This window comes from Citrobacter sp. XY323 (assembly GCF_025106035.1).
GTDB classification, from domain to species: Bacteria; Pseudomonadota; Gammaproteobacteria; order Enterobacterales; family Enterobacteriaceae; genus Citrobacter; species Citrobacter braakii.
The window spans coordinates 422,030-448,239 of the sequence record NZ_JANYUK010000002.1 but is presented as its reverse complement, the minus strand read 5'-3'; the positions used below and the strand labels follow the sequence as shown (position 1 = coordinate 448,239).

The following is a 26,210-nucleotide window of genomic DNA, read 5'->3' as shown; positions in this document are numbered from 1 at the left end:
CAACAGAATCACCGTCACACGGTGATACGCATAATAAGATCAGGAGAACGGGGATGAACTATCCATTAATCGCGAACATTATCGTGTTCGTAGTGCTGCTGTTCGTGCTGGCGCAAGCCCGTCACAAGCAGTGGAGTCTGGCAAAAAAAGTACTGGTCGGTCTGGTCATGGGTGTGGTGTTTGGCCTCGCCCTGCACACCATTTATGGTTCCGACAGCCAGGTTCTTAAAGATTCCGTACAGTGGTTCAACATTGTCGGCAACGGTTACGTCCAACTGCTGCAGATGATTGTCATGCCGCTGGTGTTTGCGTCTATTCTCAGCGCCGTTGCGCGTCTGCACAACGCCTCTCAGTTAGGTAAAATCAGCTTCCTGACCATCGGTACGCTGCTGTTTACTACGCTGATTGCCGCGCTGGTAGGGGTTCTGGTGACCAACCTGTTCGGCCTGACCGCGGAAGGTCTGGTGCAAGGTGGGGCCGAAACCGCTCGTCTGAACGCGATTGAAACCAACTATGTTGGCAAAGTAGCTGACCTCAGCGTTCCACAGCTGGTGTTGTCGTTTATCCCGAAAAACCCGTTTGCCGATCTGACCGGAGCTAACCCGACGTCGATTATCAGCGTGGTTATCTTCGCGGCATTCCTCGGTGTTGCCGCACTGAAGCTGCTGAAAGATGATGCGCCGAAAGGCGAGCGCGTGCTGGTCGCTATCGATACCCTGCAAAGCTGGGTGATGAAGCTGGTTCGTTTGGTGATGCAGTTGACACCGTACGGTGTTCTGGCGCTGATGACCAAAGTGGTTGCGGGCTCCAACCTGCAGGACATCATCAAGCTGGGTAGCTTCGTCGTGGCCTCTTATCTCGGTCTGGGCATTATGTTCGTGGTACACGGGATCCTGTTGGGTGTTAACGGCGTTAGCCCGCTGAAATACTTCCGCAAGGTGTGGCCGGTGCTGACTTTCGCCTTCACCAGCCGTTCCAGCGCAGCCTCAATTCCGCTGAACGTTGAAGCGCAAACCCGTCGTCTGGGCGTGCCTGAATCCATCGCCTCTTTTGCCGCATCCTTTGGCGCCACCATTGGCCAGAACGGTTGTGCAGGGCTGTACCCGGCAATGCTGGCAGTAATGGTCGCCCCGACCGTCGGGATCAACCCGCTGGACCCGATGTGGATTGCCACGCTGGTCGGTATCGTCACCGTCAGTTCCGCAGGGGTTGCGGGTGTGGGTGGCGGTGCAACGTTTGCCGCGCTGATCGTCCTGCCAGCTATGGGTCTGCCGGTCACGCTGGTTGCGCTGCTGATTTCCGTTGAGCCGCTGATCGATATGGGTCGTACCGCGCTGAACGTGAGCGGTTCTATGACTGCCGGTACGCTGACCAGCCAATGGCTGAAACAGACCGATAAAACAATTCTGGACAGCGACGATAACGCCGAACTGGCGCATCGCTAAGTCTGTTAGACTGAAAAACAAAAAAACCGCCGGAGTGTCATGCTCCGGCGGTTTTTTTATATCCATTAATCGCTCAGTTCATTTTCCTGGCGAACCTGATTAGCCCAGCGTTGCGCTGATTCCGGGACCGTAAATGCAGGCGAACGCTGAAACGCCTCCCCTATTAAGACAAAAGCGACATATTTTCCGCGCAGTATCCATACGTCACGAAACGCATCCATTTTAACTGCATGCTCTGGTGGGGCTGGCTCCACGCGAGGAACATAGCTAATTACCGGACGATTTTGTTGGCGAAGAGGTTTCATAATCAGTTGCTTCACTAAAGACTAATTCTAAAAATCAGAAAACGGCTATCTTAGCCGATTTTGCCTCCTGACGTCCTGCCTTGCGTGCGCTGTTTGCCTGGTTCATCGCGCTTTACGCCCTCGGTCAGTTCCTGCACCACTGAGCAAGTGGTCTATAGTTAAAGCTTTTGACGGCAACAACGACCTTTAAGCGATGAAAACAGGAGACGAGTTTAATGTCACAGAATGATAAGCACCCACTCCATCACTCAGCGCCGGTTCATGATGCCAGCGAATCCCAGCCAGGACTTGACTCACTGGCGCCAGCAGACGGTTCACATCGGCCAACACCTGAACCCACGCCACCAGGCATGCAGCCCACCACGTCCGGCAGCTTAAAAGCGCCTGACACCAGAAGTGACAAACTCAACGCGCTGGAAAGTTTTCGTAAAGGCAGCGAAGATTTTGCTCTGACAACCAATCAGGGAGTGCGCATCGCGGACGATCAAAACTCTCTGCGCGCAGGAAACCGTGGGCCAACTCTGCTGGAAGACTTTATCCTGCGGGAAAAAATCACCCATTTTGATCACGAACGCATCCCGGAGCGGATCGTACATGCCCGAGGTTCGGCCGCTCATGGTTACTTTCAGCCCTATGCCAGTCTCAGCGCGACAACGAAAGCGGACTTTCTGAGTGATGAAAATAAAATCACCCCGGTTTTTGTCCGTTTCTCTACGGTTCAGGGCGGCGCAGGCTCAGCGGATACGGTCAGAGATATTCGAGGATTTGCGACCAAATTTTATACTGAGGAGGGCATTTTCGATCTGGTGGGAAACAACACGCCAGTCTTCTTCATTCAGGATGCCCATAAATTCCCGGATTTCGTTCATGCGGTAAAACCGGAGCCGCATTGGGCTATCCCACAGGGTCAAAGCGCCCACGATACCTTTTGGGATTATGTCTCGTTACAGCCAGAAACGTTGCACAACGTTATATGGGCGATGTCCGACCGGGGTATTCCACGCAGCTATCGCACGATGGAAGGCTTTGGCATTCACACGTTCCGGTTGATAAATGCGCAAGGGAAAGCCACCTTTGTCCGTTTTCACTGGAAACCGCTGGCGGGCAAAGCTTCGCTGGTATGGGATGAAGCGCAAAAACTTACCGGTCGTGACCCCGATTTTCATCGCCGCGATCTGTGGGAAGCTATCGAAGCAGGCGATTATCCGGAATACGAACTGGGGCTGCAACTCATTCCTGAAGAAGACGAATTCAAGTTCGATTTTGACCTGCTCGACCCGACCAAGCTGATCCCGGAAGAGCTGGTTCCGGTGCAACGCGTCGGTAAAATGGTGCTGAACCGTAATCCGGATAATTTCTTCGCCGAAAATGAACAAGTCGCTTTTCATCCCGGACACATCGTCCCTGGTATCGATTTTACCAACGATCCCTTGCTGCAAGGCCGCTTGTTTTCTTATACCGATACCCAAATCAGCCGCCTGGGCGGGCCCAACTTCCATGAAATACCGATTAATCGCCCGACCTGCCCGTACCATAATTTCCAGCGTGACGGCATGCATCGTATGGACATCGATACCAACCCTGCCAACTATGAACCTAATTCCATCAATGATAACTGGCCGCGTGAAACGCCGCCGGGGCCAAAACGCGGTGGATTTGAGTCATATCAGGAACGGATTGAAGGAAACAAAATCCGCGAACGTAGCCCCTCTTTTGGCGAATACTATGCGCACCCTCGCCTGTTCTGGCTAAGTCAGACGCCAATTGAACAGCAGCATATTATCGGCGGATTCAGCTTCGAACTCAGCAAAGTTACGCGCCCCTATATTCGGGAAAGAGTGGTCGAACAGTTAGCCCATATTGATACAGCCCTCGCCGAGGCGGTTGCCGATAATCTCGGTTTTGAGCTAACCGAGGAACAGGCCAAAATCGCCCCACCGGCTAACGTCAATGGTTTGAAAAGTGCGCCGTCACTCAGTTTATATGCGGGTGCGCAAGGTGAGATTAAGGGCCGCGTGGTCGCCATTCTACTTAATGACCAGGTGAAATCGGGCGACCTGCTTGCCATCATGCAAGCCTTACAGGCCAAAGGCGTTCACGCCAAACTGCTCTATTCCCGAATGGGTAATGTGGTTGCCGATGATGGTTCCGTCCTGACAATCGCCGGTACCTTTGCGGGTTCACCATCGCTGACCGTCGATGCGGTTATCGTTCCGTGTGGCAATATCGCAGATATCGCTATGAACGGTGATGCCCGATATTACTTACTCGAAGCGTATAAGCACTTAAAACCTATCGCACTGGCTGGCGATGCGCGTCAGTTTAAAGCAACGTTGGATATCAAAACTGAAGGAGAAGAAGGCGTGGTGGAGGCAGACAGTGCAGACGCACAGTTTATGGATACCCTGCTGACGCTAATGACTGCGCACCGCGTCTGGTCACGCGCCGGAAAAATCGACACGATCCCTGCCTAAAAAAATGCGGCGCATTATGCGCCGCAAACTCAGGAGTTAGACGTTCAGAAAACTGCCAAGACGATAACCGCGTTCCGCAATAGCATATTTCAGTGACGGAGACGTCAGCACGTCGAGCTCAGTTAAGCGGGGGTAACAGTAGGCACTTTGACGAATAATGTCATCGATAAAGGCCGGATGACACATCACTTCCAGCGAGGACTCTCCCCGGTCTGCTGACGCGTCAAGCGTTTGCAAAAACAGGGCTTCAGAAATCGCTTCGCCATAAAACTCGCTGCTGAATCCCTGGGAAGTCCGTAACGTCTGCGGAAAGTCAGACGCCTGGAATACCGTCTGACGATCGATCCGTAACGCAATCCCCCGTTGGGCAGCAAACCCGGCCACGATAGGGAAAATCTGCGGGAACATATGCACATGGTGATGGCTATCCAGATGCGTTGGCTCCCGCCCGAACAGGTCAATAAAACGCTGATACTGCGCGGCCAGTTCCTGAGAAATTTCATCCAACGGCAAGGTGTCTTCTTCAGCCATCTGCCAGATCCATTTTCCCAGTAACCCGTCACGAGTAAGGCCTGGCATTGCCGTCAACGGCCTGCCCAGCGTCAGAACAAAATGCATCCCAACGGCAAGTTCAGGAATATCGCGACTCAGCTGTACCGCATGGTCAATGGCTGCGCCATTAACCAGTGCGGTTGTCGAGGTGACCACGCCATTGCGACAGGCTTCAACAATGCCGTAGTTTTGTCCTTTACTCAGGCCAAAATCATCCGCATTTACAATCAGTACGCGTTCCATAGCCGACCTCAGTTAGTGTTGTTCGCTTTTGAGTTTCTCGATACACCCGGCGAAGTTTGGCAGCCATTTTTCATGCGCCAGAATCAGCTCACGCGCCAGAATCTCGGCATCGCTGTCAGAATGCACCAGCGGACTCAGGTTCAACGCCAGCAGCACATCATTCAGCTCACCGCTCAGTGCCGCATTGCTCGCCGCGACTTCAAAGCCTTTAATGGTATAGATAAGGCCGAGCACTTTCTCATCAAAATGGGTAATACGTGGGTGCGGCGTGGCGCCGTTGCGTCCCAGTGTACAGGTCATCTCAACCGCCCAGTCCGCCGGGATATTGTCAACATGCCCATGGTGCGGAACGTTGACATAGTGCTCGGTCTGTTTGTCGTTGTAGATGGCGTTGATCACTTCACAGGCCGCATCGGAGTAATAGGCTCCACCGCGCTGTTCCAGCTCTTTCGGTTTCACGTTCAAATCCGGATTTTTGTACAGATCAAACAGTTGTTTCTCCACTTTCTGTACCACCTGAGCGCGAGCGCCGCCCTTATAGTATTCACCCATTTCAATCGCCAGCATCTCTTTTGGCTTGAAGTAGTAAAGCAAATATGAGCACGGCAGCAGCTTCAGCGAGCGAATCAACCCTTCACTGAACGGCAGATCGAAGATGTTCTTCACGGTGGAGGCTTTCAGTTGACCTGAAGCCACGCCATCCAACAGTTCATCAAAGCGTGATTTACCATTCACCAGTACGTCTTTAATAAAGACCATATGGTTCAGACCGAACAGATCGATGGATAAGTCATCGCTCTCTTTCAGCGCCAGCACATCGCTAATGAACATTTTCATGCCGACAGGAATATTACATACACCGATGAATTTCTTAAAATTCGTATGGCGATAGACCGCTTCCGTCACCATCCCGGCCGGGTTAGTAAAGTTAATCACCCACGCATTCGGGCACAGTTCTTCCACATCTTTGACAATATCAAAGATAACCGGAATAGTACGCAGACCTTTGAACAGCCCACCAGCGCCGTTGGTTTCCTGCCCCAGATACCCGTGACTCAGCGGAATGCGTTCATCCTTTTCGCGGGCTTTCAGTTGCCCTACGCGCAGCTGGGTAGTAACGAAATCAGCATCTTTCAGCGCTTCACGGCGGTCCAGCGTTTTAAACAACTTCATCGGCACGCCAGCTTTATCGATCATGCGCTGGCAAAGGTCAAAAATAATGTCCAGCTTCTCTTTTCCATCGTCGACATCAACCAGCCACAATTCAGAAACCGGTAATTCATGATAGCGCTTAATAAAGCCTTCAAGTAACTCAGGGGTGTAGCTGCTCCCGCCACCGATAGTGACGACTTTTAATTTCTGGCTCATACTTTCTCCCTTCAGTGTCAAAACACTGACGTGTATTATGCTCAACCCGTTTGTCAGATATAGCGTGGCTGTCCCGACGCTATTTTGGGCAAGCTATAAAAAATGGGTTATTGGCAAATAATATCTACTGATTAAATTCAGTTAATTTCTTACGATAGCTATTAGGTGTAAATGACGTCAGCTTTTTAAACGTTTTAATAAACAGACTTGGACTACTGTAGCCAGATTCGTAAGCAATATCCGTTACAGAATAGTTAGTCATTTCCAGCTGTTTTTTAGCAAAGTTAATGCGGATTTCATTAATGATCTGCATCGGCGTTTTGCTGTAATAACGCTGGGTTGCGCGAGTCAGATACTCCTGGGATTTCGCGGACAGGTGTACCATGTTTTCCAGCGCATTCTCGCTAAACTGCCGTTTGTCATGCATGGTCTCCACGGTGGTTTTAAGCCACTGCGGAATATCATCCAACACCTGCTCTTCGCGATGATGGCGCAACCGGTTAATAATATAGAAGGTGACCACTTCTACAAATTCATCCAGCCCACTCTCGCGAAAGTTCAATGATGCAATAACCGTTTCAATGTAAGTGAGAAACGAATTATTCGCCCGATAGACCTGCGATGCAACGAAACAAAATGGCAGCAGCGGGTGGTAGTGCTGTTCAAAAAAGCGTTTACTGATACCGACGTTCAGGATCCTTGTCGCCCCAAAATCATAAAAACTCTGGTGGTGCGATCCCAATGGAATAAAAACAAAGTCCCCGCGTTCGAGCAATACGCGTTTACCGTTGATTTCCTGATAATAGCGCCCGGTTAAAACCAGGGTAAATTCGTAGTAGTCATGCTGATGCAGCCCGCTGATGCTCTCAGTTTTGTTATAGATGAACACATGGAAATTTTTGCCATTGAACAGCTGCTGTTCATAGACGGTTTTGATTTCCGGTGCGTTAATCTGTAGCTGCATTATGCACTCCTCGCTATTTCAGCTTTTCGTGAAGCTCAATCAGTTCAGTCACCAGCTCACGCGCCAGCATTGATGTCATCAGGTGGTCCTGAGCATGAACCAGCACCAGGCTAACTTTCATTTTACCTTCGCCCTGATCGCCTTCAATCAGTTTCGTTTGCACGAGGTGCGCTTCATTCAGCGCCAGACGGGACTGGTCCATCATAGCCTTAGCTGACTCGAAATCGCCTTGCTTGGCCATTTTGAGCGCGCCGTACGCCAGGCTACGCGCCTGACCGGAGTTGATGATGAGACCCATCACCACTTCTTCAAGTTCTTCTGCTTCTGACTGCGTGTCGACGATGTTTTCGATATCCAACATACTTTTTTCCTCTGGTTCAGTCCGGCATGACCGTGAAGCCATGCCGGATTAAATTTAGAATTTCAATGCGTTAGCGATATCTTCTTCGCTTTCTTCTTGATCAATAACGTTCTGCGCTTTGTTGGCTACCACCACGAACGGCAGGTAAACCAGCGTGGCGATACCAAGGTTGAACAGCGCGACCAGCAGAGCAGCGACGCTACCGTTGGTATTAAAGAACGCGCCCAAACCGGTTGGCATGGTCCACGGTGCGATGTTGGTAATCGGTGGAATAATGCCGGAGTAATAAGCTGCCAGCGTAATCGCCGCCAGAATCGGCTGCACCAGAATGAACGGGATAAACATCACCGGGTTCATGATGATCGGCAGACCGAACAGGATAGGTTCGTTAATCTGGAACAGGCCTGACGGCAGTGCCAGTTTAGCAACCTGACGATAATCCGGACGACGCGATGCCAGGAAGATAGCGATAATCAGACCCAGCGTAGCCCCGCTACCCCCGAGGAAAATATAGGAGTCGAGCATCGGTTTCGCCCAGACGTGGAAGGTCTTTCCGGCTTCCAGCGCGGCGTCTACGGAACCAAACTGTTGGTAGATGGAAATGTTTTCCAGCGCCCATGGCGTCATGATACCGCTGTCCAGCGCGGTCAGCGCCAGTGAACCGTGAATACCGAAGAACCACAGCAGCGGAACAAAAATCACGTAGGCCCAGCCCACCACGCTGCCCAGCGATGCCAGCGGAGTTGAAATGGAATCCATGATGATCTGGTGGAAGTTCGTACCCCAGGTGTTCAATGCCCAGGCGATGATCCCCATAATGGAGAGGATAAGGAAGCCAGGAATCAGCGCAGAGAAAGAGCGCGACACGGATGTCGGTACGCTATCAGGTAATTTAATTACCCAATTGCGACGGACCACAAAGGTGAACATTTCCGCGACCGCGAGGCCGATAATAATACCGGAAATAATATTGGCACCGCCGAGCCAGTTCGCGCCAACGGCATAGGCTTCACCCACGCTATATGGCGTTACGGTCATAAACGCGGCGACGGATAACAGCCCGGCAGCCAGAGAGTCGACTTTGCGTTCTTCTGCCAGCGCCATACCGATAAAGAACGGCGCCATCAATGACATGATACCCAGCGTACCGTTATAGACGTTTCCACCAATGCCTTTCAAACTATTCAGCGTTTCAATAGTTGAAGCATCAAGTCGAATGCCCATTGAATAAAAAAACGACCCCTCCCCAAAGCTCAGGAAAACGTTATTGATTAATACAAACATGGCCCCTGCGAGGGTTAACGGCATTAAACGAATAAAACCGTTTTTGATTGCATTAACGTGTGGCTGCTTTCCAATTTTTACAGCAAAAGGAAGGAGTACCTTTTCAAGTGAAGCAATAGCGTTACTCATAGAAAAATACCCTTAAATACCGCAATTAATAATTGCGGTGAATGTTAATGAAATAACTCTTTGACGGGAAAAATTAAAATAAAATAATTAATTTGCTGCGGCTTTTTTAATTGCTGCAACCGCAGCCTTAAGCACGCCTAAACCATCGACTTTGCCATACAGCAGCGAGTCAATCACTTCCACAGGCTTGTTGGGTAACAAACGCTGAATTTCGGGCAACATATAAGCAATTTGTGGACCTAATAATACAACATCGGCCACTGGACCTTTTTCTCCGGCCAGCGTTTCAGGAAACGCTTCAATAATAACCGGTACTTCGTATTTTTCGGCCTGAGAACGCATCTTCGAAACCAACAATGAAGTCGACATGCCCGCAGAACAAAACAGATAAATGTGTTTCTTTTCCATTAAAACGATCCTCATGTGCGATTATCTGTCACCAGACACTCCGCAAGCCCTAACCTGCATCCATGCTCTGGGTAACTTGCGTCAGCTAAATTACTTTTTTAGGTGGCTGAAATGAGTATACGGGATTGCACAGGCGGATGGTATTTCCTTGACCAACTAAATTGTCTCTCCTTGACCTGGCGTTATGACCACCCTCACACTTCAGGCAAATAATTCGCGTCAATAATTAAGATCGTGTGACATAAAAAAACCGGCGCAGTGGCCGGTTTTCCCGAGTGCTCAGGCAATAAACAGTTGTTACTTCTTCGCTGCCTGCGGGTCGGTGTCGTACTCTGCGCAGGTCTGGTAGCCAGAGTTAATCACGTGTCCGGTGTCATCTAAAGCAACAAAATAGGTCTCAGCTTTACCATCTCGTTGACCCAGGATGTAGGTCTGACACGTCCCACGCGCATGGATCATACTGACTTCGGAAGACGGTTTACCGGCAATCTGCGCTACCTGCGCCCGGCTCATCCCTTTCTTCACATCTTTCACCACGGGCTGAACAAATTGGTCTTTCGTACGATCGTAAGCCGTACACCCTGCCAGCATAGTCAAAACAGCCGCTGCGCTCAGAATTCCTGTTAGATTCTTGTTCATATTCCGTCCTCTTGTATTTCAGCGTGTTATATAAGCCTGGAGCACAACAACGCATTTTTCAAGCAATCAGAGGATACTTAGGTGGTTTCGGAAAATTCTATTAAAACAAAATGATGCTATATCAGGCTCGCATCCCTTGTCGTTTGGGCCTCAACGCGTTAGCTTTAACACATCATTTTTTTGATCATTTTATTTTTCGGAGGGGGTTAAATGACTCTGCAGCAAGAGATAATCCAGGCGCTTGGCGCAAAACCGCACATCGATGCAGAAGAAGAAATTCGCCGCAGCGTGGATTTCCTGAAATCGTATCTGCAGACCTACCCCTTTCTGAAATCGTTGGTGTTGGGAATTAGCGGCGGACAGGACTCAACGCTCGCGGGAAAACTGTGCCAGATGGCGATCACCGAGCTGCGAAAAGAAACGGGTAATGACGCACTGCAGTTTATTGCCGTACGCCTACCGTATGGCGTTCAGGCCGATGAGCAGGACTGCCAGGATGCCATCGCCTTTATTCAACCGGACCGCGTACTGACCGTCAATATTAAGGGCGCGGTGCTGGCCAGCGAGCAGGCCCTGCGTGAAGCGGGTATTGAACTGAGCGATTTTGTGCGTGGCAATGAAAAAGCCCGTGAACGTATGAAGGCACAATACAGTATCGCCGGCATGACCAGCGGCGTTGTCGTGGGTACCGATCATGCTGCAGAAGCCATCACCGGATTTTTCACTAAGTACGGCGATGGCGGTACCGACATTAACCCACTATTTCGTCTGAACAAGCGCCAGGGCAAACAACTGCTCGCCGCGCTGGGGTGCCCGGAGCACTTATATAAGAAAGCACCAACTGCCGACCTCGAGGACGATCGCCCTTCTCTGCCGGATGAAGCCGCACTGGGAGTCACTTACGACAACATCGACGACTATCTGGAAGGAAAAACGCTGGATGCCGACGTCGCGAAAAAAATTGAAGGCTGGTACGTGAAAACTGAGCATAAACGTCGCACACCGATCACCGTGTTTGATGATTTCTGGAAAAAAGCGTAATCCTTTTCCCTTCAAAATGCCGGGTAGCGCCAGGATTGGCCCTATCTGGCATTAGCCTGCTGAATCTCATGCCGCTTTTTTAATCACCCTCAAACTGCTACACTGGATGAATAACCAGCATCTGGAGTCAACAGTGGTACAGCGTCAATCAGCCCCTCGTCTGACATTTGAGGCAGCGGCAATCTATGAATATCCCGAGCACCTGCGCCCGTTTTTGAGTGCGCTTCCCACCGCGCCAGGCGTCTATCTGTTTCACAGTGATAGCGACACCATGCCGCTTTATATTGGTAAAAGTGTCAATATTCGCAGCCGTGTGCTGGCGCATCTGCGTACCGCAGACGAAGCGAGTATGCTGCGACAGGCCAGGCGCATTAGCTGGATTTGTACGGCCGGAGAAATTGGTGCCCTGCTGCTGGAAGCGCGGCTTATCAAAGAACAGCAGCCCCTGTTTAACAAACGGCTGCGACGCAATCGCCAGCTGTGTGCCTTGCAGCTTACCGACCGAACGGTTCAGGTGGTTTACGCACGAGATATTGATTTCTCCCACGCCCCCAATCTGTTTGGCCTGTTTGCCAACCGCCGCGCAGCGCTACAGACGCTGCAAAGCCTCGCCGATGAACAACAGCTGTGCTACGGCCTGTTGGGGCTGGAACCCCTGAGCCACGGGCGCGCCTGTTTTCGCTCCGCGCTTAAACGCTGCGCCGGAGCCTGCTGTGGGAAAGAAAGCCCTGAAGCGCATCATGTGCGTCTGGTAGAAGCCCTGGAAAGAGTGCGCGTAATCTGCTGGCCGTGGAGCAATGCCATTGCGCTGCAGGAAACCCGCGCTGAAATGACGCAGTACCATATCATCAATAACTGGCTGTGGCTGGGAGCCGTTTCAACGCTGGATGAGGCAGCTACACTCGCGCGAATGCCAGCCGGCTTTGATCAAGATGGCTACAAAATTCTCTGCCGGCCTATCCTGTCTGGTCAATATGACATTATTGAACTGAGTCCGGAGAATGCCCCGGCATCCAGTTAATCTCGCTGAACAGCAGTTTCCCCTCGCGCTCCAGCAGTCGTAACGTGTGTTTACCGTCGTGCCAGCTTGCACCCTGATCGACGGTCAACAACTTATCACCCAGTTGCCAGGCTCCGCTGATAACAAACACCACGCCGCCGCGCGAACCAAAGGTCGTAAAGGTGCGATCGGCAACTCTGACTTTTGCCTGGCAGACATCCCGTCGGGTCATGATATTAAAATCCATCGACATCTGCCCTTCCGTCAGCTTCGCTTTTACCACCTTGTCACCGGCAAAGGTAAAAGGCTGATGCTGTTTCAGGGTATGCGTGAAGGTGTTCGGCTCTTCCAGCGTCACTTCTCCGCCTTCCAGCAGGGTAATCACGCGTTCTACGCCGGGAAAAAGAGAAAACTCCCCATTCGCTGCGATGGAGGCGATACTCGCCCGCCAGTGAAAATCTCGTGTTGCTGGCGGAAAACAGCAAATCTCACGCGTTTCTCCCGCACCATTTCGCCACAGATTGACCGGCATTTTGCGGATATCAAAGTATTCCATCATCCCTCCAGAAAGGCGCAGCACGGCAGCCCACCGTAAACAGGCAGCCATAAATCATCATTGTTATATTCACCCTGCAGATTATTGTTATCGGCAGCAGAGTTGATTTGCCTTAGCGATGAACCCGGTGTTTTGCAAAAAAGAACAACGCGCCATCCAGGTGGAGTTTTCGCGGGCTTCAGGAGAATAACGTGTCACAAGCGCGGTGCAAGAGGCAGCAAAGAAAAAACCGCCGATCCTGCCCACCTCGTTAAACGTGTTGTGGACAAGAGCGGCGGTCTTGAGTTTGGTTTCACACTGTGCGGTAATCAGCACACACAGCGTGAATGATATAGTGTAGACGCTGAACGATTACTCAGCAGCTTGCGGCATTTTACCCTTCTGCGCGGCACGTTCTGTCAGACGCTTCTCAAAATTGGCATTAAACTGCTTTTTCTGTTCCGGGGTCAGAATGTTGTAAATCTTGTTCTGGGTTTCCATATGCGCCAGCATGTTGGCTTTGCGCTGTTCTTCCATCTTCGCAATCTGCGCTTCCGCTTTCGCTTTATCAAAGCTATCGCTGGCGATGATGTCGTGCATTGCGCGGCGCTCTTCCAGCAGCGGACGTTTCATCTGATCACGCTGACCTTTCATGATCTCGCGAATCTGCTGTTTCTGCGCATCGGTCAGGTTCAGGTCTTTAAACATCATGTCGTGATGCGGGGCAAACTTACCGTTGTGGTGCATCATTGGTTTGGCATCAGCTGGCGCAGCTGTTGTCGTGTCAGCGGCGTGGGCCAGGTTAGCAGCGCCCAGCGCCAGGGTAGAGGCAACAAACAGAGCAGTCAGTTTACGCATAATTTCTATCCTTTCTTTCAGTTATTTTGACGACACTCATGCGACTCTTATGCAATGTGATGTCGTGTTGACGAGATTAACTTTACCGGCTTAAGCGTCAATTAATCAGAGCAACGGTAAAACAATGAAAGTGTAAAAAACAAACTTTCATCAATTATGGAGAAAAAAAGAATAAATTGCGCAGAGTTGCAATAAAAAATTACAACAGGATGATTTTGAAGGGATTATGAAGAACTATACCTCATCCCTGATTATTAAGAAAGCAATTCACCAGGAATAATCCGTAATAAATAAAAACAGCACGCAAAAATAAGCCCTTAGGGATAAACCAAAAGGGCATATATATTTGTCACAATTTTTCGAGCATCAATCCGGCACGTAAACCACAGGCCACGTTTGGATTTGGAAAAAGAACGTATTCAACATCATGGGTGACGGTAAAACGTTCATCACCGTCCTGCGCCAGCAAGGTGCCCTCTGTAAAAGGGGTAAAGTTGAGCGTCTGGTTATCCATGTGAAGAATGAAATCGTCGCTACGCCGCGTGATTTGCGACACCACGCGGTAACGCAGCGGAGATGTTTCTCCCGGTGACATTCGCTCGCCCTGCAGCAGCTTCGCCAGCGCATCTGCCGTCTGCGCAAACTGAGTCAGATCATTTTGTCCAAACGGCAGCGCTTTACCCAGTTCCAGCGTGCAGGCCAGCGCGCCAAAATGTTCAGCGCTAAAATGGGTGAACGTGCCGCCAGGTGTCTGATGGAAAACCAGCGCCTCCAGCCCTGCCTCTCCCAGCCATCCCAAAAAATCTTCGTCCCAGGCAACGTTGCGTTGTGGCAACACGCCAAAGCGCAGATGCTGCGAGCCGCGAATCGCGGTGTGCAGATCCAGATGCCAGCGGACTGGCTCTTTCGCCCGCGAATAAAAACCCTCCAGACACAGCTCAAGCTGATGGGCTCGGTACGTTTCTTCACTCGCGGCAAAAATCTGCCAACGGCCGCCAAACATACGGTTCAGGTCGCTATGACAATAACGTTGTCCCGCCGCCAGCGCCTGCGGGTTCCCCAGAATCACCAGCAGCCGCCATGTCAGCGTTAGTTCACCGCTAAACAGCCTGGAGAGAATTGAATCAAGTATCTCTACCGGGGCCGTTTCATTGCCGTGGATCCCCGCAGACAGCACCAGCGAATATTCCGCCGGAGTGACCGGCGTCAGCTCCAGAATTCCGTGACCAATCCACTGCCAGGAAAAGCCGCGAGCTGTGCCCTCGGTTGTCTCGGGGGTTATCCCTGCCAGCGTCTGGGCCAGAAAATTATCCATGGCTGGTCCTCTCCTGCTGGAAGGGATACACAGAGCCGAGGTTGAGCAATTGCGTCAACGTATCCAGCGCTTCACGCCCCTCACGCAACAGCTGCGGGTCGGCAAGGTCGGCGGCGGTAAGACGATCGCGATAGTAACGGTCGACCCAATTATTCAGCGTGTTAAACAGCGTATCGTTCATGATAACCGCCGGATTTACGGCCTGCAGCTCCTGTGGAGTAAGCACCACTCTCAGGCGCAGACATGCCGGACCGCCGCCATTGGACATACTTTCACGCAGATCGAATACCTGCAGGTCATCGATCGGATTGTCTTCCTCGAGCAGACGGTTCAAATACCGCCACACGCCCGCATGCTCCCGACACTCCTGCGGCAGGACCAACATCATCGAACCGTCATCACGGCTCAGTAACTGGCTGTTAAACAGATAGGTGGTCACCGCATCCTGCACCGACACTTCCGCAGCCGGGACTTCCAGCGGGGTAAAACCTGCCACCTGACTGCGTAACTGCTCGAACAACGCCTGCTGTCTGACAAACGCCAGTTGATGACAAAACAGTACCTGGCGATTCGACACCGCAATCACATCGTTATGAAACACGCCAAGATCGATAACGTCCGGGTTTTGCTGGGCAAAAATGCGCTGATGCGGGTTAACCTGATTCAGTCGGGCGACCGCCTCGCTGGCCTCACGGGATTGCCTCGCCGGATAGCGCTTCGGATGGGACACATTCCCTTCTTCACGACCGTAAACAAACAGCTGTACGCCAGGGTCGCCGTAATCCCCGCCGAGGCGGTTATGGTTTGCCGCACCTTCATCACCGAATAGCGCAACCTGGGGTAACGCGCCGTGGACCGTAAAACTATTCTCATCACGGAAAATCGCCCGTAGCAACGCTTCGGTGGTCGGCGCTTCCAGCGAACGGTGAAACTTATTATTCAGATTCGCCACCGTCAGATGCACTTTCCCGTCCAGCGCATCGGCTGAAGGGCAGACCGTTGCCGCATTCGCCACCCACATAGACGATGCGGAGCTGGCGCTGGAGAGCCAGTGAGGCGCCTGACGCGCCACGTTCTCCAGTATCTGTTCGTCGCGGCCGGTAAAGCCCAACTGACGCAGCACCGGAATATACGGCCGCTCATGAGGCGGGATCACCGCCTGGGGAAATCCCGCATCCGCCAGCGCTTTCATCTTTAGCAGACCCTGCTTCGCCGCCAGACGCGGGTTCGATACCTGAAAACGATGTTTGGTTGAGGCCTCATTACCAAATGACAGCCCCGCATAGTGGTGGGTCAGCCCCACCAGACCATCAAAATTTACCTCACGGGATTTCATAGCTTATCCTCGCGAGAAAAATCCAGGCCGGGGCTAAGCGTCGTTGGCAGCGTTAAGGCCGGTGATTCCAGACTTGCCATCGGCCAGGCGCAATAATCTGCGGCATACCACGCGCTGGCGCGATGGTTCCCGGAAGCGCCAACGCCGCCAAACGGCGCTGTACTCGCCGCGCCGGTTAACGGCTTATTCCAGTTGACGATCCCGGCCCGCGCCTCGAGCAGCAGTTGATCAAACTGGCTGCGATCGGGGGAAACCAACCCACACGACAATCCAAAGCGGGTGTTGTTCGCCATACGAATTGCGTCATCAAAGCTGTCATAACGCCAGACGCCAAGCAGCGGTCCAAAGACCTCTTCATCGGGTACGTTCGCCGCCCCGGTCAGTTCGATGATCCCTGGGGTGAGCAGTGACGTTCCGGCTTGCACCAGACGTGGCGCTAACAGCGTCCGGCCCCCTAACGACTCCAGACGCTGCCAGGCATCATAGACATGCCGCGCGGCCTGTTCGGAAATCAGCCCGCCAATAAATGGCTGCGGTTCTGCGTCCCAGTTGCCGGGCATTAAACGCTGGCTGACGTCCACCAGGCGCGTCAGGAACGCATCCCCCTGCGCGCCTTTTTTAACTAACAGGCGACGGGCGCAGGTACAACGCTGTCCGGCGGTGACAAACGCGGACTGAATAGTCAGATGCACTGCGGCATCAATATCTTCCGGGTTCTCAATGATCAGCGGGTTGTTGCCCCCCATCTCCAGAGCGAGGATTTTTTCCGGCTGGCCGGATAGCTGTCGATGCAGTTGATAACCCGTATTGGCACTGCCGGTAAACAGCAGGCCATCGAGATCGTCCTGCCCGCTCAGCGCCTGCCCCGTATCGCGACCGCCCTGCACCAGGTTCAGCACACCCGGCGGCAATCCCGCCTGCTCCCACAGCTTTGTCACGGCTTCACCGGTCCACGGCGTCAGCTCGCTGGGTTTGAAAATCAATGTGTTGCCTGCCAGCAGTGCCGGAACAATATGACCATTGGGTAAATGGCCGGGGAAGTTATACGGGCCAAAAACCGCCAGCACGCCGTGCGGGCGATGGCGCAACGTCGCTGCGCCATCCGGTAATTCGCTGTGATGCTCTCCGGTACGCGCATGCCAGGCTTTCACGGAGATGGCAATTTTATTGATCATCGCCGTCAGTTCTGTAGCAGCTTCCCAACGGGGTTTGCCGGTTTCCCGGGCGATAATCTGTGTGAGTTCGGCTTTATTGCTTTCCAGCAATGAGGCAAATTTTTCAACAATGGCCTGGCGTGCACCAAAGGGCTGTTTAGCCCAACCGGCAAAGGCTGCGCGCGCGGCCCGGCACGCCTGCGCTACCTGGGCTGCATCGGCATCATTGCCCTGCCACAGCACATCACCGCTTACGGGATTGGTTTTCACCCGACGCTCGCCCAGCCCCGTCACCCAGTCGCCGTTTATCCATAATGTCATGCTGTTTTCTCCTCTGCACAAAGACGCACAAAACGTACATGGTCGCCCGCGTGACATTTCAGGGCGTCCAGTTGCGCCGCCGTCAGCACCAGACGCTGAGTATCCGGGTCGGCACGAACCAACATGACGCGGAAGTTTTGATAATTTTCATTGGCAACCAGACAAGCAGGATAGTCGCCTGGCGCAGGCTGCCCTTCAGCCACCTCCACCAGCCTGCTTTTACGGATAGCCCGTACCCGGTCAATATCGCACTCCAGGGTCGGTCCGCCGTCGAAAATATCGACGTAGTTGCGGTAGCGAAATCCTTCTTTCTCCAGCACCGCCCGCGCAGGAGCCGTTTGCGGATGCACCTGACCAATCACGCTTTGCGCTTCGTCAGACAGGAAATGGGTATAAATCGGATGCTTAGGCATCAGTTCAGCAATAAAGGCTTTTTGCCCGGTTCCGCAGAGAAAATCCGCCCGGCTGAACTCCATTGAGAAAAAACGTTTGCCGAGGCTTTGCCAAAACGGAGAGTAGCCGTGTTCATCGATCACGCCGCGCATCTCGGCCACGACCTTCTCATTGAACCGGTCACGAAAGGCCGCCATAAACATAAAGCGCGACTTCGACAACAAATAGCCGTTGCCTTCTTTACGCCAGTCCGGATCGAGAAACAGAGAACAAAGTTCGCTACTGCCCGTGTGATCGTTACTCAGAAACAGCGTCGGCAGCGCGTTATACACGTTCAGCTCTTTCGAAGCATGCACCAGTGTACCGACCCGGTAGTTGTACCAGGGATCGTTAAGCCCTACCGCCACCTCAATGGCGCAAATCCCCGCCACGGTTCCGCTGGCGCTGTCTTCAAGCACAAACACATATCCCTGCTCACTTTTGGGCAACTCACCGCGCCAGGTTTGTAGCGAACGTTCGATACGCGCCATCAGCGTAGCTTCATTCGCCGGTAGCGAGGTCAACCCGCCGCCGGTCTTACTGGCAAGCTGCATCAGCGCGGTGATATCAGCGCGTTCAATGGGACGAATCACCATCATGATGAACCTCCTGCTTTAATGCGTTCGCAGGCCAGCGCAAAGCGATCCAGTCCGGTGGCGATTTCTTCTTCGCTGACGTTTAACGCTGGCGCAAACCGCACCACATTAGCGCCAGCAATCAGCACCATCACTCCGGCAACCGCCGCTTCTTGCGAGATGAGTTTTGCTTTCCCGGCAAATTCCGCGTTCAGCACACAGCCAATCAGCAGTCCGAGTCCACGAATTTCACTAAACAGTCCAAAACGTTCGTTAATGGCGTTAATACGCTCCACAAACCAGTCGTGGCGCTGTTTCACTCCGTTAAGCATTTCCGGCGTGTTAACAATTTCCAGCAGTTTTCCCGCCACCGCAGTGGCCAGCGGGTTTCCGCCGTAGGTTGTACCGTGCGTACCGACCGTCATCACACTGGCGCAACGCTCTGTCGCCAGCAGTGCGCCGATAGGGAAACCACCGCCCAGCGCTTTTGCTGTCGTCAGCAGGTCCGGCGTAACGCCGTAGTGCATGTAGGCATACAGTTCGCCGGTACGGCCAACCCCGGTCTGAACTTCATCAAAAATCAACAGCGCATTATGGCGATCGCATAATTCACGCAGCCCCTGCAAAAAGGCGTTTGTTGCCGGCACTACGCCGCCTTCCCCCTGCACCGGCTCCACAATAACCGCACAGGTGTTGTCATCAATCAGTTGACCGGCAGAGTCGAGATCGTTATACACGGCATGGCGGATATCCGGCGGCAGCGGCGCGAAGTCCTGTGAATAGGCGGGCTGTCCTCCGGCGCTGACGGTAAACAGCGTGCGACCATGGAAAGCATTTTTAAACGCCACAATGCCGCTCTTCTGGCTACCAAAACGATCGTGGGCATATTTACGTGCCAGTTTTAATGCCGCTTCGTTAGCTTCTGCGCCAGAGTTACAGAAGAAAATACGCTCGGCAAAAGTGGCATCAATCAGCTTTTTCGCCAGGCGCAGCACCGGCTCGTTGGTGTAGCCATTTCCCGTATGCCAGAATTTGCTCGCCTGGTCGTTTAATGCCTCGCGCAATGCCGGATGTGCATGACCCAGCGCGTTAACCGCAATGCCTCCCGCGAAATCGATATACTCTTTACCCTGCTGATCCCACAGACGTGAACCTTCGCCACGCACCGGAATAAAAGGGGCCGGAGCGTATACGGGCATCATCCATTCATCAAAATTTTCACGCGTAATTGACAGAGACATAGCGACCTCAACGGTAAATAAAAAGTTATTTATATGTTAATAAATATAGTGTTTGCGGTGTAAATGTAGATTGCAGGCTTCGTGCCAGCCAGCGAAAAAAGTGCATAAACGGAGGGCGGTGACGGAATATCAACGAGTTACAACCTGACGATATTCACTGTATGTGCATATAAAGTGAATATGTTTGCGTACCAGATGACTAAACAGAGGAAAAAACGCAATTTTATTCAGTCGCCAAATATAATTCTGGAATTGTGATCGTATACGAAATTTATCGGAAATTATTGCTCTATTCCGACGCGCTACGCGCCAAAACGGTGCAGTTTTTGCTCCATCGTTAACACCATTAGCAATCATTGTTGGAATCAGGTGACAAGAAGCAGTCAGCCTGCAGAAATTCTGCTACCATCCTTGCACTATTCATCTTGCAAAGTGGCAGCGACTATGAAATTTGTCTCTTTTAATATCAACGGCCTGCGTGCCCGTCCCCATCAACTGGCAGCCATTGTCGAAAAACACCAACCGGATGTTATTGGCTTACAGGAGACAAAAGTCCACGACGATATGTTCCCTCTCGAAGAGGTAGCAAAGCTGGGTTATAACGTCTTTTATCACGGTCAGAAAGGCCATTACGGCGTAGCACTATTAACGAAAGAAACACCGATTGCGGTGCGTCGTGGCTTCCCGGGTGATGGCGAAGAAGCGCAGCGCCGTATCATCATGGCGGAAATTCCGTCGCCTCTGGGCAGCATCACGGTGATTAACGGCTATTTCCCGCAGGGCGAAAGCCGTGACCATGAAACCAAGTTCCCGGCCAAAGCCGCGTTTTATCAGAACCTACAAAACTACCTGGAGACTGAACTGAAGCGCGACAATCCGGTATTGATCATGGGCGATATGAATATCAGCCCAACCGACCTCGATATCGGTATTGGCGAAGAGAACCGTAAACGCTGGCTGCGTACCGGCAAATGTTCCTTCCTGCCAGAAGAGCGCGAGTGGATGGAGCGTCTGCTGGGCTGGGGCCTGGTAGATACCTACCGTCACGCCTGGCCTGAAAAGAACGACCAGTTCTCGTGGTTTGATTACCGCTCAAAAGGCTTTGACGATAACCGTGGCCTGCGTATTGATCTGCTGCTGGCGAGCAAACCGCTGGCGGAGCGCTGCGAAGAAACCGGCATCGACTATGAAATCCGCAGCATGGAAAAGCCGTCCGACCATGCGCCTGTATGGGCTAAATTCCGCGTCTGATCGTCTGCGTATTTTCACTCTCCGGGCCTGGCCTGGAGAGTCTGTTTATTCTGTGCAAAATCAATAAAGCCACGGTAATACATTGTTGCAGCCGGAAATTTATTATATCTTCGCGCGCACTTTTCGCTGACGAAAACGCCACATTGCACTCGGTTTTACAGGAGAACCCCCATGAAAAAGAAGTTCGCATAACGCAGAATACCGGCTGCTAATTGTTGCGGTATTGTTCTGCGTTCTGGCGGGAGTTTTCCATCATTACGGTCTGACCGATCTGATCACCAATTTCCATCATTTACAAGATGTCATCCGCCAAAGCGGCCTGTTCGGCTATACCCTTTATATCCTGCTGTTTATAGTTGCCGCGCTGTGTCTGATCCCAGGCAGCATTCTGGTGATCGTCGGCGGTGTGCTGTTTGGCCCGGTGACAGGGACGCTTATCTCGTTAGTGGCGGCAACCATGGCTTCGGCGCTGTCATTTATGCTGGCTCGCTGGCTTGGCCGGGAATTGCTGCTGAAATACGTTGGCCACACGGCAACGTTTCAGGCTATCGAAAAAGGTATTGCCCATAGCGGAGTAGACTTTCTGATCCTGACCCGGCTCGTGCCACTGTTCCCCTATAACATTCAAAACTATGCCTATGGGCTGACGGCCATTCCGTTCTGGTCATTTACCGTGATATCTGCGCTGACCACCTTGCCCGGCATCTTTATCTATACGCTGATGTCGCACGAACTGGCCAGCGAAGGGATTAGCTGGGCATTTATCGGTAAGCTCAGCGTTGCGGGGCTGGCGCTATTCGTCCTCGTTCAGGCAGCCAAAGCCTGGGCGCGGCATAAACATGTCGATCCGGCGCCCGGTCACGAGTACACGGGTAAATGATCAAGATGAATAAAGCGCGGCGGACACGCTATTACCGTATAAGCTTGCTTGCCCTGCTGCTGCTCGTCCTGATGGCGTGGGCGTGGATACCTGGCGTGAGTGATTTTCTTCACGCCAGCCTGGCGGCATTTACCACGCTCGATCAGCATGCTCTTGAGAACTTCATTCGTTCTTACGGAACCCAGGCGGCGGTCGTGTCGTTCTTCCTGATGATCTTACAGGCCATCGTCGCGCCGCTTCCCGCCTTTGTGATCACCTTTGCCAACGCCTCGCTGTTTGGCGCATTTTGGGGCGGCGTTCTGTCCTGGAGCAGCGCGATGGCAGGCGCGGCGCTGTGCTTTTTTATTGCCCGCGTTTTAGGTCGCAGCGCGGTGGAAAAACTGACCGGAAAAAAGGTGCTGAACAACATGGACTCTTTTTTCGAGCGCTATGGCAAGCACACAATTCTTGTCTGTCGCCTGTTACCTTTTGTGCCGTTCGACCCGGTAAGCTACGCAGCAGGCCTGACCTCGATTCGTTTTCGCCATTTCTTCATCGCCACCGGCATCGGTCAGTTACCGGCCACTATCGTCTATTCATGGGCTGGTAGCCTGTTAACCGGCGGCACATTTTGGTTTGTTACCGGCCTGTTCATCCTGTTCGCTCTGAGCGTGGTGATTGCCGTGGCCAGAAGCCTTTATCTTGAGCATCAACGGAAAAAGACCTGAGTCTTTCCCCCATTTTTAGCAAGGGAGATATTATGCGTTACTGCTTATTGTGCCTGAATTTGCTGCTCTCTCCGCTGGCGGCTTTCGCCGAGGACGCCAGTTGGCAGCAAATCAAAAATGACGCCCGCGGTCAGACGGTGTGGTTCAACGCCTGGGGTGGTGACAACGCAGTTAACCAGTATCTCGACTGGGTTAGCGGCGAGATGAAAACACACCATGCCATTAACCTGAAAATCGTACGCCTGGCGGATGCCGCCGACGCCGTAAAACGTATCCAGACGGAAGCGGCATCCGGGCGAAAAACCGGTGGCTCGGTCGATTTACTGTGGGTGAACGGCGAAAATTTCCGCACGCTGAAAGAAGCCGGGCTGCTACAGACCCAGTGGGCGCAAATGCTGCCTAACTGGCGCTATGTTGATACCCAGAAACCGGTGAAAGAAGACTTTTCCATTCCAACGGAGGGGGCTGAATCACCGTGGGGCGGCGCACAGCTTACCTTTATTGCCAGGCACGATCTCACCGCGCAGCCGCCGCAATCCCCGCAGGCACTGCTTGAGTTTGCCCAGGCGCACCCTGGCACGGTGACCTATCCGCGTCCGCCAGACTTTACCGGAACGGCTTTTCTTGAGCAGTTGTTAATTTCGCTCACCAACAAGCCACAGGCGCTGAAAATAGCGCCAGATGCGTCCACATTCGCCGACGTTACCGCTCCATTGTGGCATTACCTTGATGCTTTGCATCCTGCCCTGTGGCGCGAAGGTAAAGATTTTCCGCCCACGCCCGCGCGAATGGATGCGCTGCTCAACGGTGGCACCCTGCGTTTATCAATGACCTTTAATCCTGCCCACGCGCAGCAAAAAGTGGCCAGCGGTGAATTACCCAGAAGCAGCTATAGTTTTGGTTTCTCACAGGGCATGCTCGGCAACGTGCATTTTGTCACCATTCCAGCGAATGCGCGTGCCAGCGCCGGAGCGAAAGTCGTGGCAAATTTCCTGCTTTCACCCGAAGCGCAGTTGCGTAAAGCCGACCCGTCAGTCTGGGGAGATCCTTCGGTGCTTGATCCACAAAAATTGCCTGTCGACCAGCGTAATGCGCTGCTGGCGCGGATCCCACAAGGGCTCCCTGCCATGCTGCCAGAACCGCATGCTGCATGGGTAAACGCTCTGGAACAAGAATGGCTACGCCGCTACGGTACACATTAATTCTGCTACTCTGGGCCATCATGGCGGGCGTTTATCTGCCGCTGGCGCCAGCGGCTTTTTCTCTGATAACGCCGGCGCTGAGCACCAGACACTGGCTGGCGCTATTTAGCGATCCTCAACTCCCGCAGGCGTTACTGGCAACGCTGGTTTCCGTAAGCCTCGCGGCTGGCGGCGCGCTGATCATCGCCCTGCTGGCGATCCTCGCCTTATGGCCCGGCGCAGGCTGGGCGCGTCTGTGCACGCGTCTTCCGTGGCTGCTGGCGATTCCACATGTTGCCTTCACCACCAGCGTGCTGCTGGTTTTTGCCGAAGGCGGCATGCTCTGGCAATGGCTCCCATTCCTCAGCCCCCAGCCTGATCGCTACGGCATTGGGCTTGGCGTGACACTGGCGGTAAAAGAGAGTGCCTTTTTGTTATGGATCCTCTCAGCTCTGCTGAGTGAAAAACAGCTTTCGCAGCAGGTTATCGTCCTGGATTCTCTGGGTTACAGCCGACTGCAATGCCTGAACTGGCTGGTTCTGCCCTCTCTCGCCCCCGCGTTAGGCAAAGCCATGCTGGCGATTGTCGCCTGGTCGCTCTCGGTAGTGGATGTAGCAATCGTCCTTGGTCCCGGAAACCCACCAACGCTTGCCGTGTTGAGCTGGCAATGGCTCAGTCAGGGCGATGCCGAGCAACAGGCTAAAGGAGCACTCGCCAGCCTGCTGCTGGTACTGCTGCTACTCATCATCGCGCTGGCGGGGTATCTGCTCTGGCGCGCCTGGCAACGCACTATTCCCGCAGTAAACGGGGAACGCCTGCGTTTTTCATCCTGTACAATCGGCCGTTCGCTGGTACAACTTTTGCCCTTTGGCGGTGTGGTGTGCGCGCTGGTTCTGGCGCTGATCGCCAGCTATTCGTCGCTAAATAGCGAGGCGCTCAGCACTAGCCTGCAACTGGGGCTTTTCTCCAGCGTGCTGGCGCTGCTGATACTTTTTGCCTGGCTGGAATGGGGTCCACAAACCGGACACCGTTGGGTCTGGCTACCGCTCATTTTGCCTGCGCTGCCGCTGGTAACTGGACAGTATCTGTTGGCGTTATATGCCGGACAGGATGGGCTGATGATAACCATTGTCTGGGGACACCTGCTGTGGGTGATGCCATGGATGCTGTTTGTGCTCAAACCGGCGTGGCGACGCATTGACCCACGATTGATTTTGATTGCGCAAACGCTGGGTTGGACCCGGGGGCGCATATTCTGGCAAGTAAAATGTCCGCTGCTGGCGCGCCCGGCGCTGGTTGCCTTCACGGTAGGGTTCTCAGTCAGTATCGCCCAGTATATGCCGACGCTGTGGTTAGGCGCCGGGCGCTATCCCACGCTGACCACCGAAGCGGTGGCATTAAGCAGCGGCGGTAGCACCGCCATTCTGGCAACCCAGGCGCTATGGCAGCTTCTGTTACCGCTTATAATTTTCGCACTGGCGGCGTTTCTCGCTGCGTGGATTGGCCGCTTTCGACAAGGACTCCGCTAATGCTCATTGTACAAGGCGTTTCGTTGTACCAGGGTACGACGGCGCTACTGAAGGACGTTAATTTCCAGGTTAATAAAAGTGACATTGTCACCATTATGGGGCCTTCCGGCAGCGGTAAGTCTTCGTTATTTTCGTGGATGATCGGGGCGTTGTCTCCTCAGTTTCAGGCGTCAGGCGAACTGTGGCTCAACGAACAGCGCGTAGACACACTGCCTACTGCGCAGCGCCAGATTGGCATTCTGTTTCAGGATGCGCTGCTGTTTGACCATTTCAGCGTTGGGCAGAATTTACTGCTGGCCTTACCCGCCAGCGTGCAAGGTCCCGCCAGACGCCATGAGGTGGAAAGCGCCCTCGCACGCGCGGGCCTGGCAGGATTTTATTCACGCGATCCGGCTTCGCTCTCCGGCGGGCAACGCTCGCGTGTCGCCCTGCTTCGCGCGCTGCTGGCGCAACCCCAGGCGCTGTTACTCGATGAACCCTTTAGCAGGCTGGATGCGTCGCTGCGCGATACCTTTCGCCAGTGGGTCTTCACCGAAGTACGTAAACTGGGTATTCCGGTGGTCCAGGTTACCCACGATGCGCAGGACGTCCCGCCAGCAGGTCGCGTATTACAGATGGAAAACTGGGCGTGAATGTGGCGATATGCTGCGTTAACGCAAGGTTTTTACTTAACTGGCGGCAC

25 protein-coding genes are annotated in these 26,210 nt (G+C 53.1%); 10 read left to right on the top strand and 15 right to left on the bottom strand.

What is annotated here, in order from left to right; all coding sequences use genetic code 11:
* Window positions 1-53 precede the first annotated feature (53 nt).
* Entirely contained in the window at window positions 54-1,445 is a 1,392-nt protein-coding gene (gene tcyP, locus N0B36_RS05740; RefSeq protein WP_019078417.1) for a cystine/sulfocysteine:cation symporter, read from the top strand.
* Between the two features lie 65 nt (window positions 1,446-1,510).
* On the opposite strand, the gene cedA is transcribed toward tcyP, so the two are convergent.
* On the bottom strand, window positions 1,511-1,756 hold the full coding sequence (gene cedA, locus N0B36_RS05735; protein WP_369707928.1) for a cell division activator CedA: 246 nt from the start codon (window positions 1,754-1,756) through the stop codon (window positions 1,511-1,513).
* 209 nt (window positions 1,757-1,965) lie between these two features.
* On the opposite strand from cedA, the gene katE reads away from it, so the two are divergent.
* Window positions 1,966-4,224, top strand: coding sequence for a catalase HPII (gene katE / locus N0B36_RS05730; RefSeq protein WP_103766220.1), 2,259 nt, complete (start codon window positions 1,966-1,968; stop codon window positions 4,222-4,224).
* A gap of 36 nt (window positions 4,225-4,260) precedes the next feature.
* On the opposite strand, the gene chbG is transcribed toward katE, so the two are convergent.
* From chbG to osmE, 7 genes are all read right to left on the bottom strand, one after another.
* Window positions 4,261-5,019, bottom strand: coding sequence for a chitin disaccharide deacetylase (gene chbG, locus N0B36_RS05725; RefSeq protein WP_019076632.1), 759 nt, complete (start codon window positions 5,017-5,019; stop codon window positions 4,261-4,263).
* 12 nt (window positions 5,020-5,031) lie between these two features.
* The gene (locus N0B36_RS05720; protein WP_016152854.1) at window positions 5,032-6,387 is read right to left on the bottom strand and encodes a 6-phospho-beta-glucosidase; all 1,356 of its coding nucleotides are present in this window, start codon (window positions 6,385-6,387) and stop codon (window positions 5,032-5,034) included.
* A 124-nt stretch (window positions 6,388-6,511) separates the two neighbouring features.
* Complete coding sequence (gene chbR, locus N0B36_RS05715; RefSeq protein ID WP_085951046.1) at window positions 6,512-7,354, bottom strand: transcriptional regulator ChbR; 843 nt, start codon at window positions 7,352-7,354, stop codon at window positions 6,512-6,514.
* Window positions 7,355-7,364: 10 nt separating this feature from the next.
* Entirely contained in the window at window positions 7,365-7,712 is a 348-nt protein-coding gene (gene chbA / locus N0B36_RS05710; protein WP_003030618.1) for a PTS N,N'-diacetylchitobiose transporter subunit IIA, read from the bottom strand.
* A gap of 54 nt (window positions 7,713-7,766) precedes the next feature.
* A complete protein-coding gene (chbC, locus tag N0B36_RS05705) occupies window positions 7,767-9,125 on the bottom strand; it encodes a PTS N,N'-diacetylchitobiose transporter subunit IIC (RefSeq protein ID WP_003030619.1) in 1,359 nt (452 codons plus the stop codon).
* A gap of 87 nt (window positions 9,126-9,212) precedes the next feature.
* The gene (gene chbB, locus N0B36_RS05700) at window positions 9,213-9,533 is read right to left on the bottom strand and encodes a PTS N,N'-diacetylchitobiose transporter subunit IIB (protein ID WP_259686177.1); all 321 of its coding nucleotides are present in this window, start codon (window positions 9,531-9,533) and stop codon (window positions 9,213-9,215) included.
* A 297-nt stretch (window positions 9,534-9,830) separates the two neighbouring features.
* Window positions 9,831-10,172, bottom strand: coding sequence for an osmotically-inducible lipoprotein OsmE (osmE, locus tag N0B36_RS05695; RefSeq protein WP_003030621.1), 342 nt, complete (start codon window positions 10,170-10,172; stop codon window positions 9,831-9,833).
* 210 nt (window positions 10,173-10,382) lie between these two features.
* Here osmE and nadE point away from each other — a divergent pair, with 210 nt between their 5' ends.
* Both nadE and cho read left to right on the top strand, forming a co-directional pair.
* Window positions 10,383-11,213, top strand: a complete 831-nt coding sequence (nadE, locus tag N0B36_RS05690; RefSeq protein ID WP_047498859.1) for an ammonia-dependent NAD(+) synthetase — start codon at window positions 10,383-10,385, stop codon at window positions 11,211-11,213.
* 133 nt (window positions 11,214-11,346) lie between these two features.
* Window positions 11,347-12,234 carry an excinuclease Cho gene (cho, locus tag N0B36_RS05685; RefSeq protein WP_196093927.1) on the top strand — a complete coding sequence of 296 codons (888 nt, stop codon included), beginning with the start codon at window positions 11,347-11,349 and terminating at the stop codon, window positions 12,232-12,234.
* Here cho and ves read toward each other — a convergent pair.
* The 7 genes from ves to N0B36_RS05650 form a co-directional block, all read right to left on the bottom strand.
* Window positions 12,194-12,769, bottom strand: coding sequence for an environmental stress-induced protein Ves (gene ves / locus N0B36_RS05680; RefSeq protein WP_016152850.1), 576 nt, complete (start codon window positions 12,767-12,769; stop codon window positions 12,194-12,196). The genes cho and ves overlap by 41 nt on opposite strands.
* Before the next feature lie 351 nt (window positions 12,770-13,120).
* A complete protein-coding gene (spy, locus tag N0B36_RS05675) occupies window positions 13,121-13,606 on the bottom strand; it encodes an ATP-independent periplasmic protein-refolding chaperone Spy (RefSeq protein ID WP_259686176.1) in 486 nt (161 codons plus the stop codon).
* A 349-nt stretch (window positions 13,607-13,955) separates the two neighbouring features.
* Window positions 13,956-14,921 carry a succinylglutamate desuccinylase gene (gene astE / locus N0B36_RS05670; protein WP_259686175.1) on the bottom strand — a complete coding sequence of 322 codons (966 nt, stop codon included), beginning with the start codon at window positions 14,919-14,921 and terminating at the stop codon, window positions 13,956-13,958.
* On the bottom strand, window positions 14,914-16,257 hold the full coding sequence (astB, locus tag N0B36_RS05665; RefSeq protein WP_200107665.1) for an N-succinylarginine dihydrolase: 1,344 nt from the start codon (window positions 16,255-16,257) through the stop codon (window positions 14,914-14,916). Before astB ends, astE begins: the two co-directional genes overlap by 8 nt.
* Window positions 16,254-17,732 carry a succinylglutamate-semialdehyde dehydrogenase gene (astD, locus tag N0B36_RS05660; protein ID WP_047498865.1) on the bottom strand — a complete coding sequence of 493 codons (1,479 nt, stop codon included), beginning with the start codon at window positions 17,730-17,732 and terminating at the stop codon, window positions 16,254-16,256. The genes astB and astD overlap by 4 nt, the downstream gene beginning before the upstream one ends.
* Window positions 17,729-18,763 (bottom strand): arginine N-succinyltransferase, encoded by a 1,035-nt coding sequence (astA, locus tag N0B36_RS05655; protein ID WP_016152846.1) that lies wholly within the window; start codon window positions 18,761-18,763, stop codon window positions 17,729-17,731. The genes astD and astA overlap by 4 nt, the downstream gene beginning before the upstream one ends.
* Window positions 18,760-19,980, bottom strand: coding sequence for an aspartate aminotransferase family protein (locus tag N0B36_RS05650; protein WP_259686174.1), 1,221 nt, complete (start codon window positions 19,978-19,980; stop codon window positions 18,760-18,762). The genes astA and N0B36_RS05650 overlap by 4 nt, the downstream gene beginning before the upstream one ends.
* A gap of 444 nt (window positions 19,981-20,424) precedes the next feature.
* Here N0B36_RS05650 and xthA point away from each other — a divergent pair, with 444 nt between their 5' ends.
* The 6 genes from xthA to N0B36_RS05620 all read left to right on the top strand — a co-directional run bounded on the left by xthA (window position 20,425) and on the right by N0B36_RS05620 (window position 26,160).
* Window positions 20,425-21,231: an exodeoxyribonuclease III gene (xthA, locus tag N0B36_RS05645; RefSeq protein WP_016156323.1), complete on the top strand. Its 807-nt coding sequence runs from the start codon at window positions 20,425-20,427 to the stop codon at window positions 21,229-21,231.
* 223 nt (window positions 21,232-21,454) lie between these two features.
* The gene (locus N0B36_RS05640) at window positions 21,455-22,111 is read left to right on the top strand and encodes a TVP38/TMEM64 family protein (RefSeq protein WP_259686173.1); all 657 of its coding nucleotides are present in this window, start codon (window positions 21,455-21,457) and stop codon (window positions 22,109-22,111) included.
* A complete protein-coding gene (locus tag N0B36_RS05635; protein ID WP_259686172.1) occupies window positions 22,108-22,818 on the top strand; it encodes a TVP38/TMEM64 family protein in 711 nt (236 codons plus the stop codon). The genes N0B36_RS05640 and N0B36_RS05635 overlap by 4 nt, the downstream gene beginning before the upstream one ends.
* Before the next feature lie 32 nt (window positions 22,819-22,850).
* Entirely contained in the window at window positions 22,851-24,020 is a 1,170-nt protein-coding gene (locus tag N0B36_RS05630; protein ID WP_259686171.1) for an ABC transporter substrate-binding protein, read from the top strand.
* Window positions 23,993-25,528, top strand: coding sequence for a thiamine ABC transporter permease (locus N0B36_RS05625; protein ID WP_259686170.1), 1,536 nt, complete (start codon window positions 23,993-23,995; stop codon window positions 25,526-25,528). Before N0B36_RS05630 ends, N0B36_RS05625 begins: the two co-directional genes overlap by 28 nt.
* Window positions 25,528-26,160, top strand: coding sequence for an ATP-binding cassette domain-containing protein (locus N0B36_RS05620; protein WP_047417900.1), 633 nt, complete (start codon window positions 25,528-25,530; stop codon window positions 26,158-26,160). Before N0B36_RS05625 ends, N0B36_RS05620 begins: the two co-directional genes overlap by 1 nt.
* Window positions 26,161-26,210 lie beyond the last annotated feature (50 nt).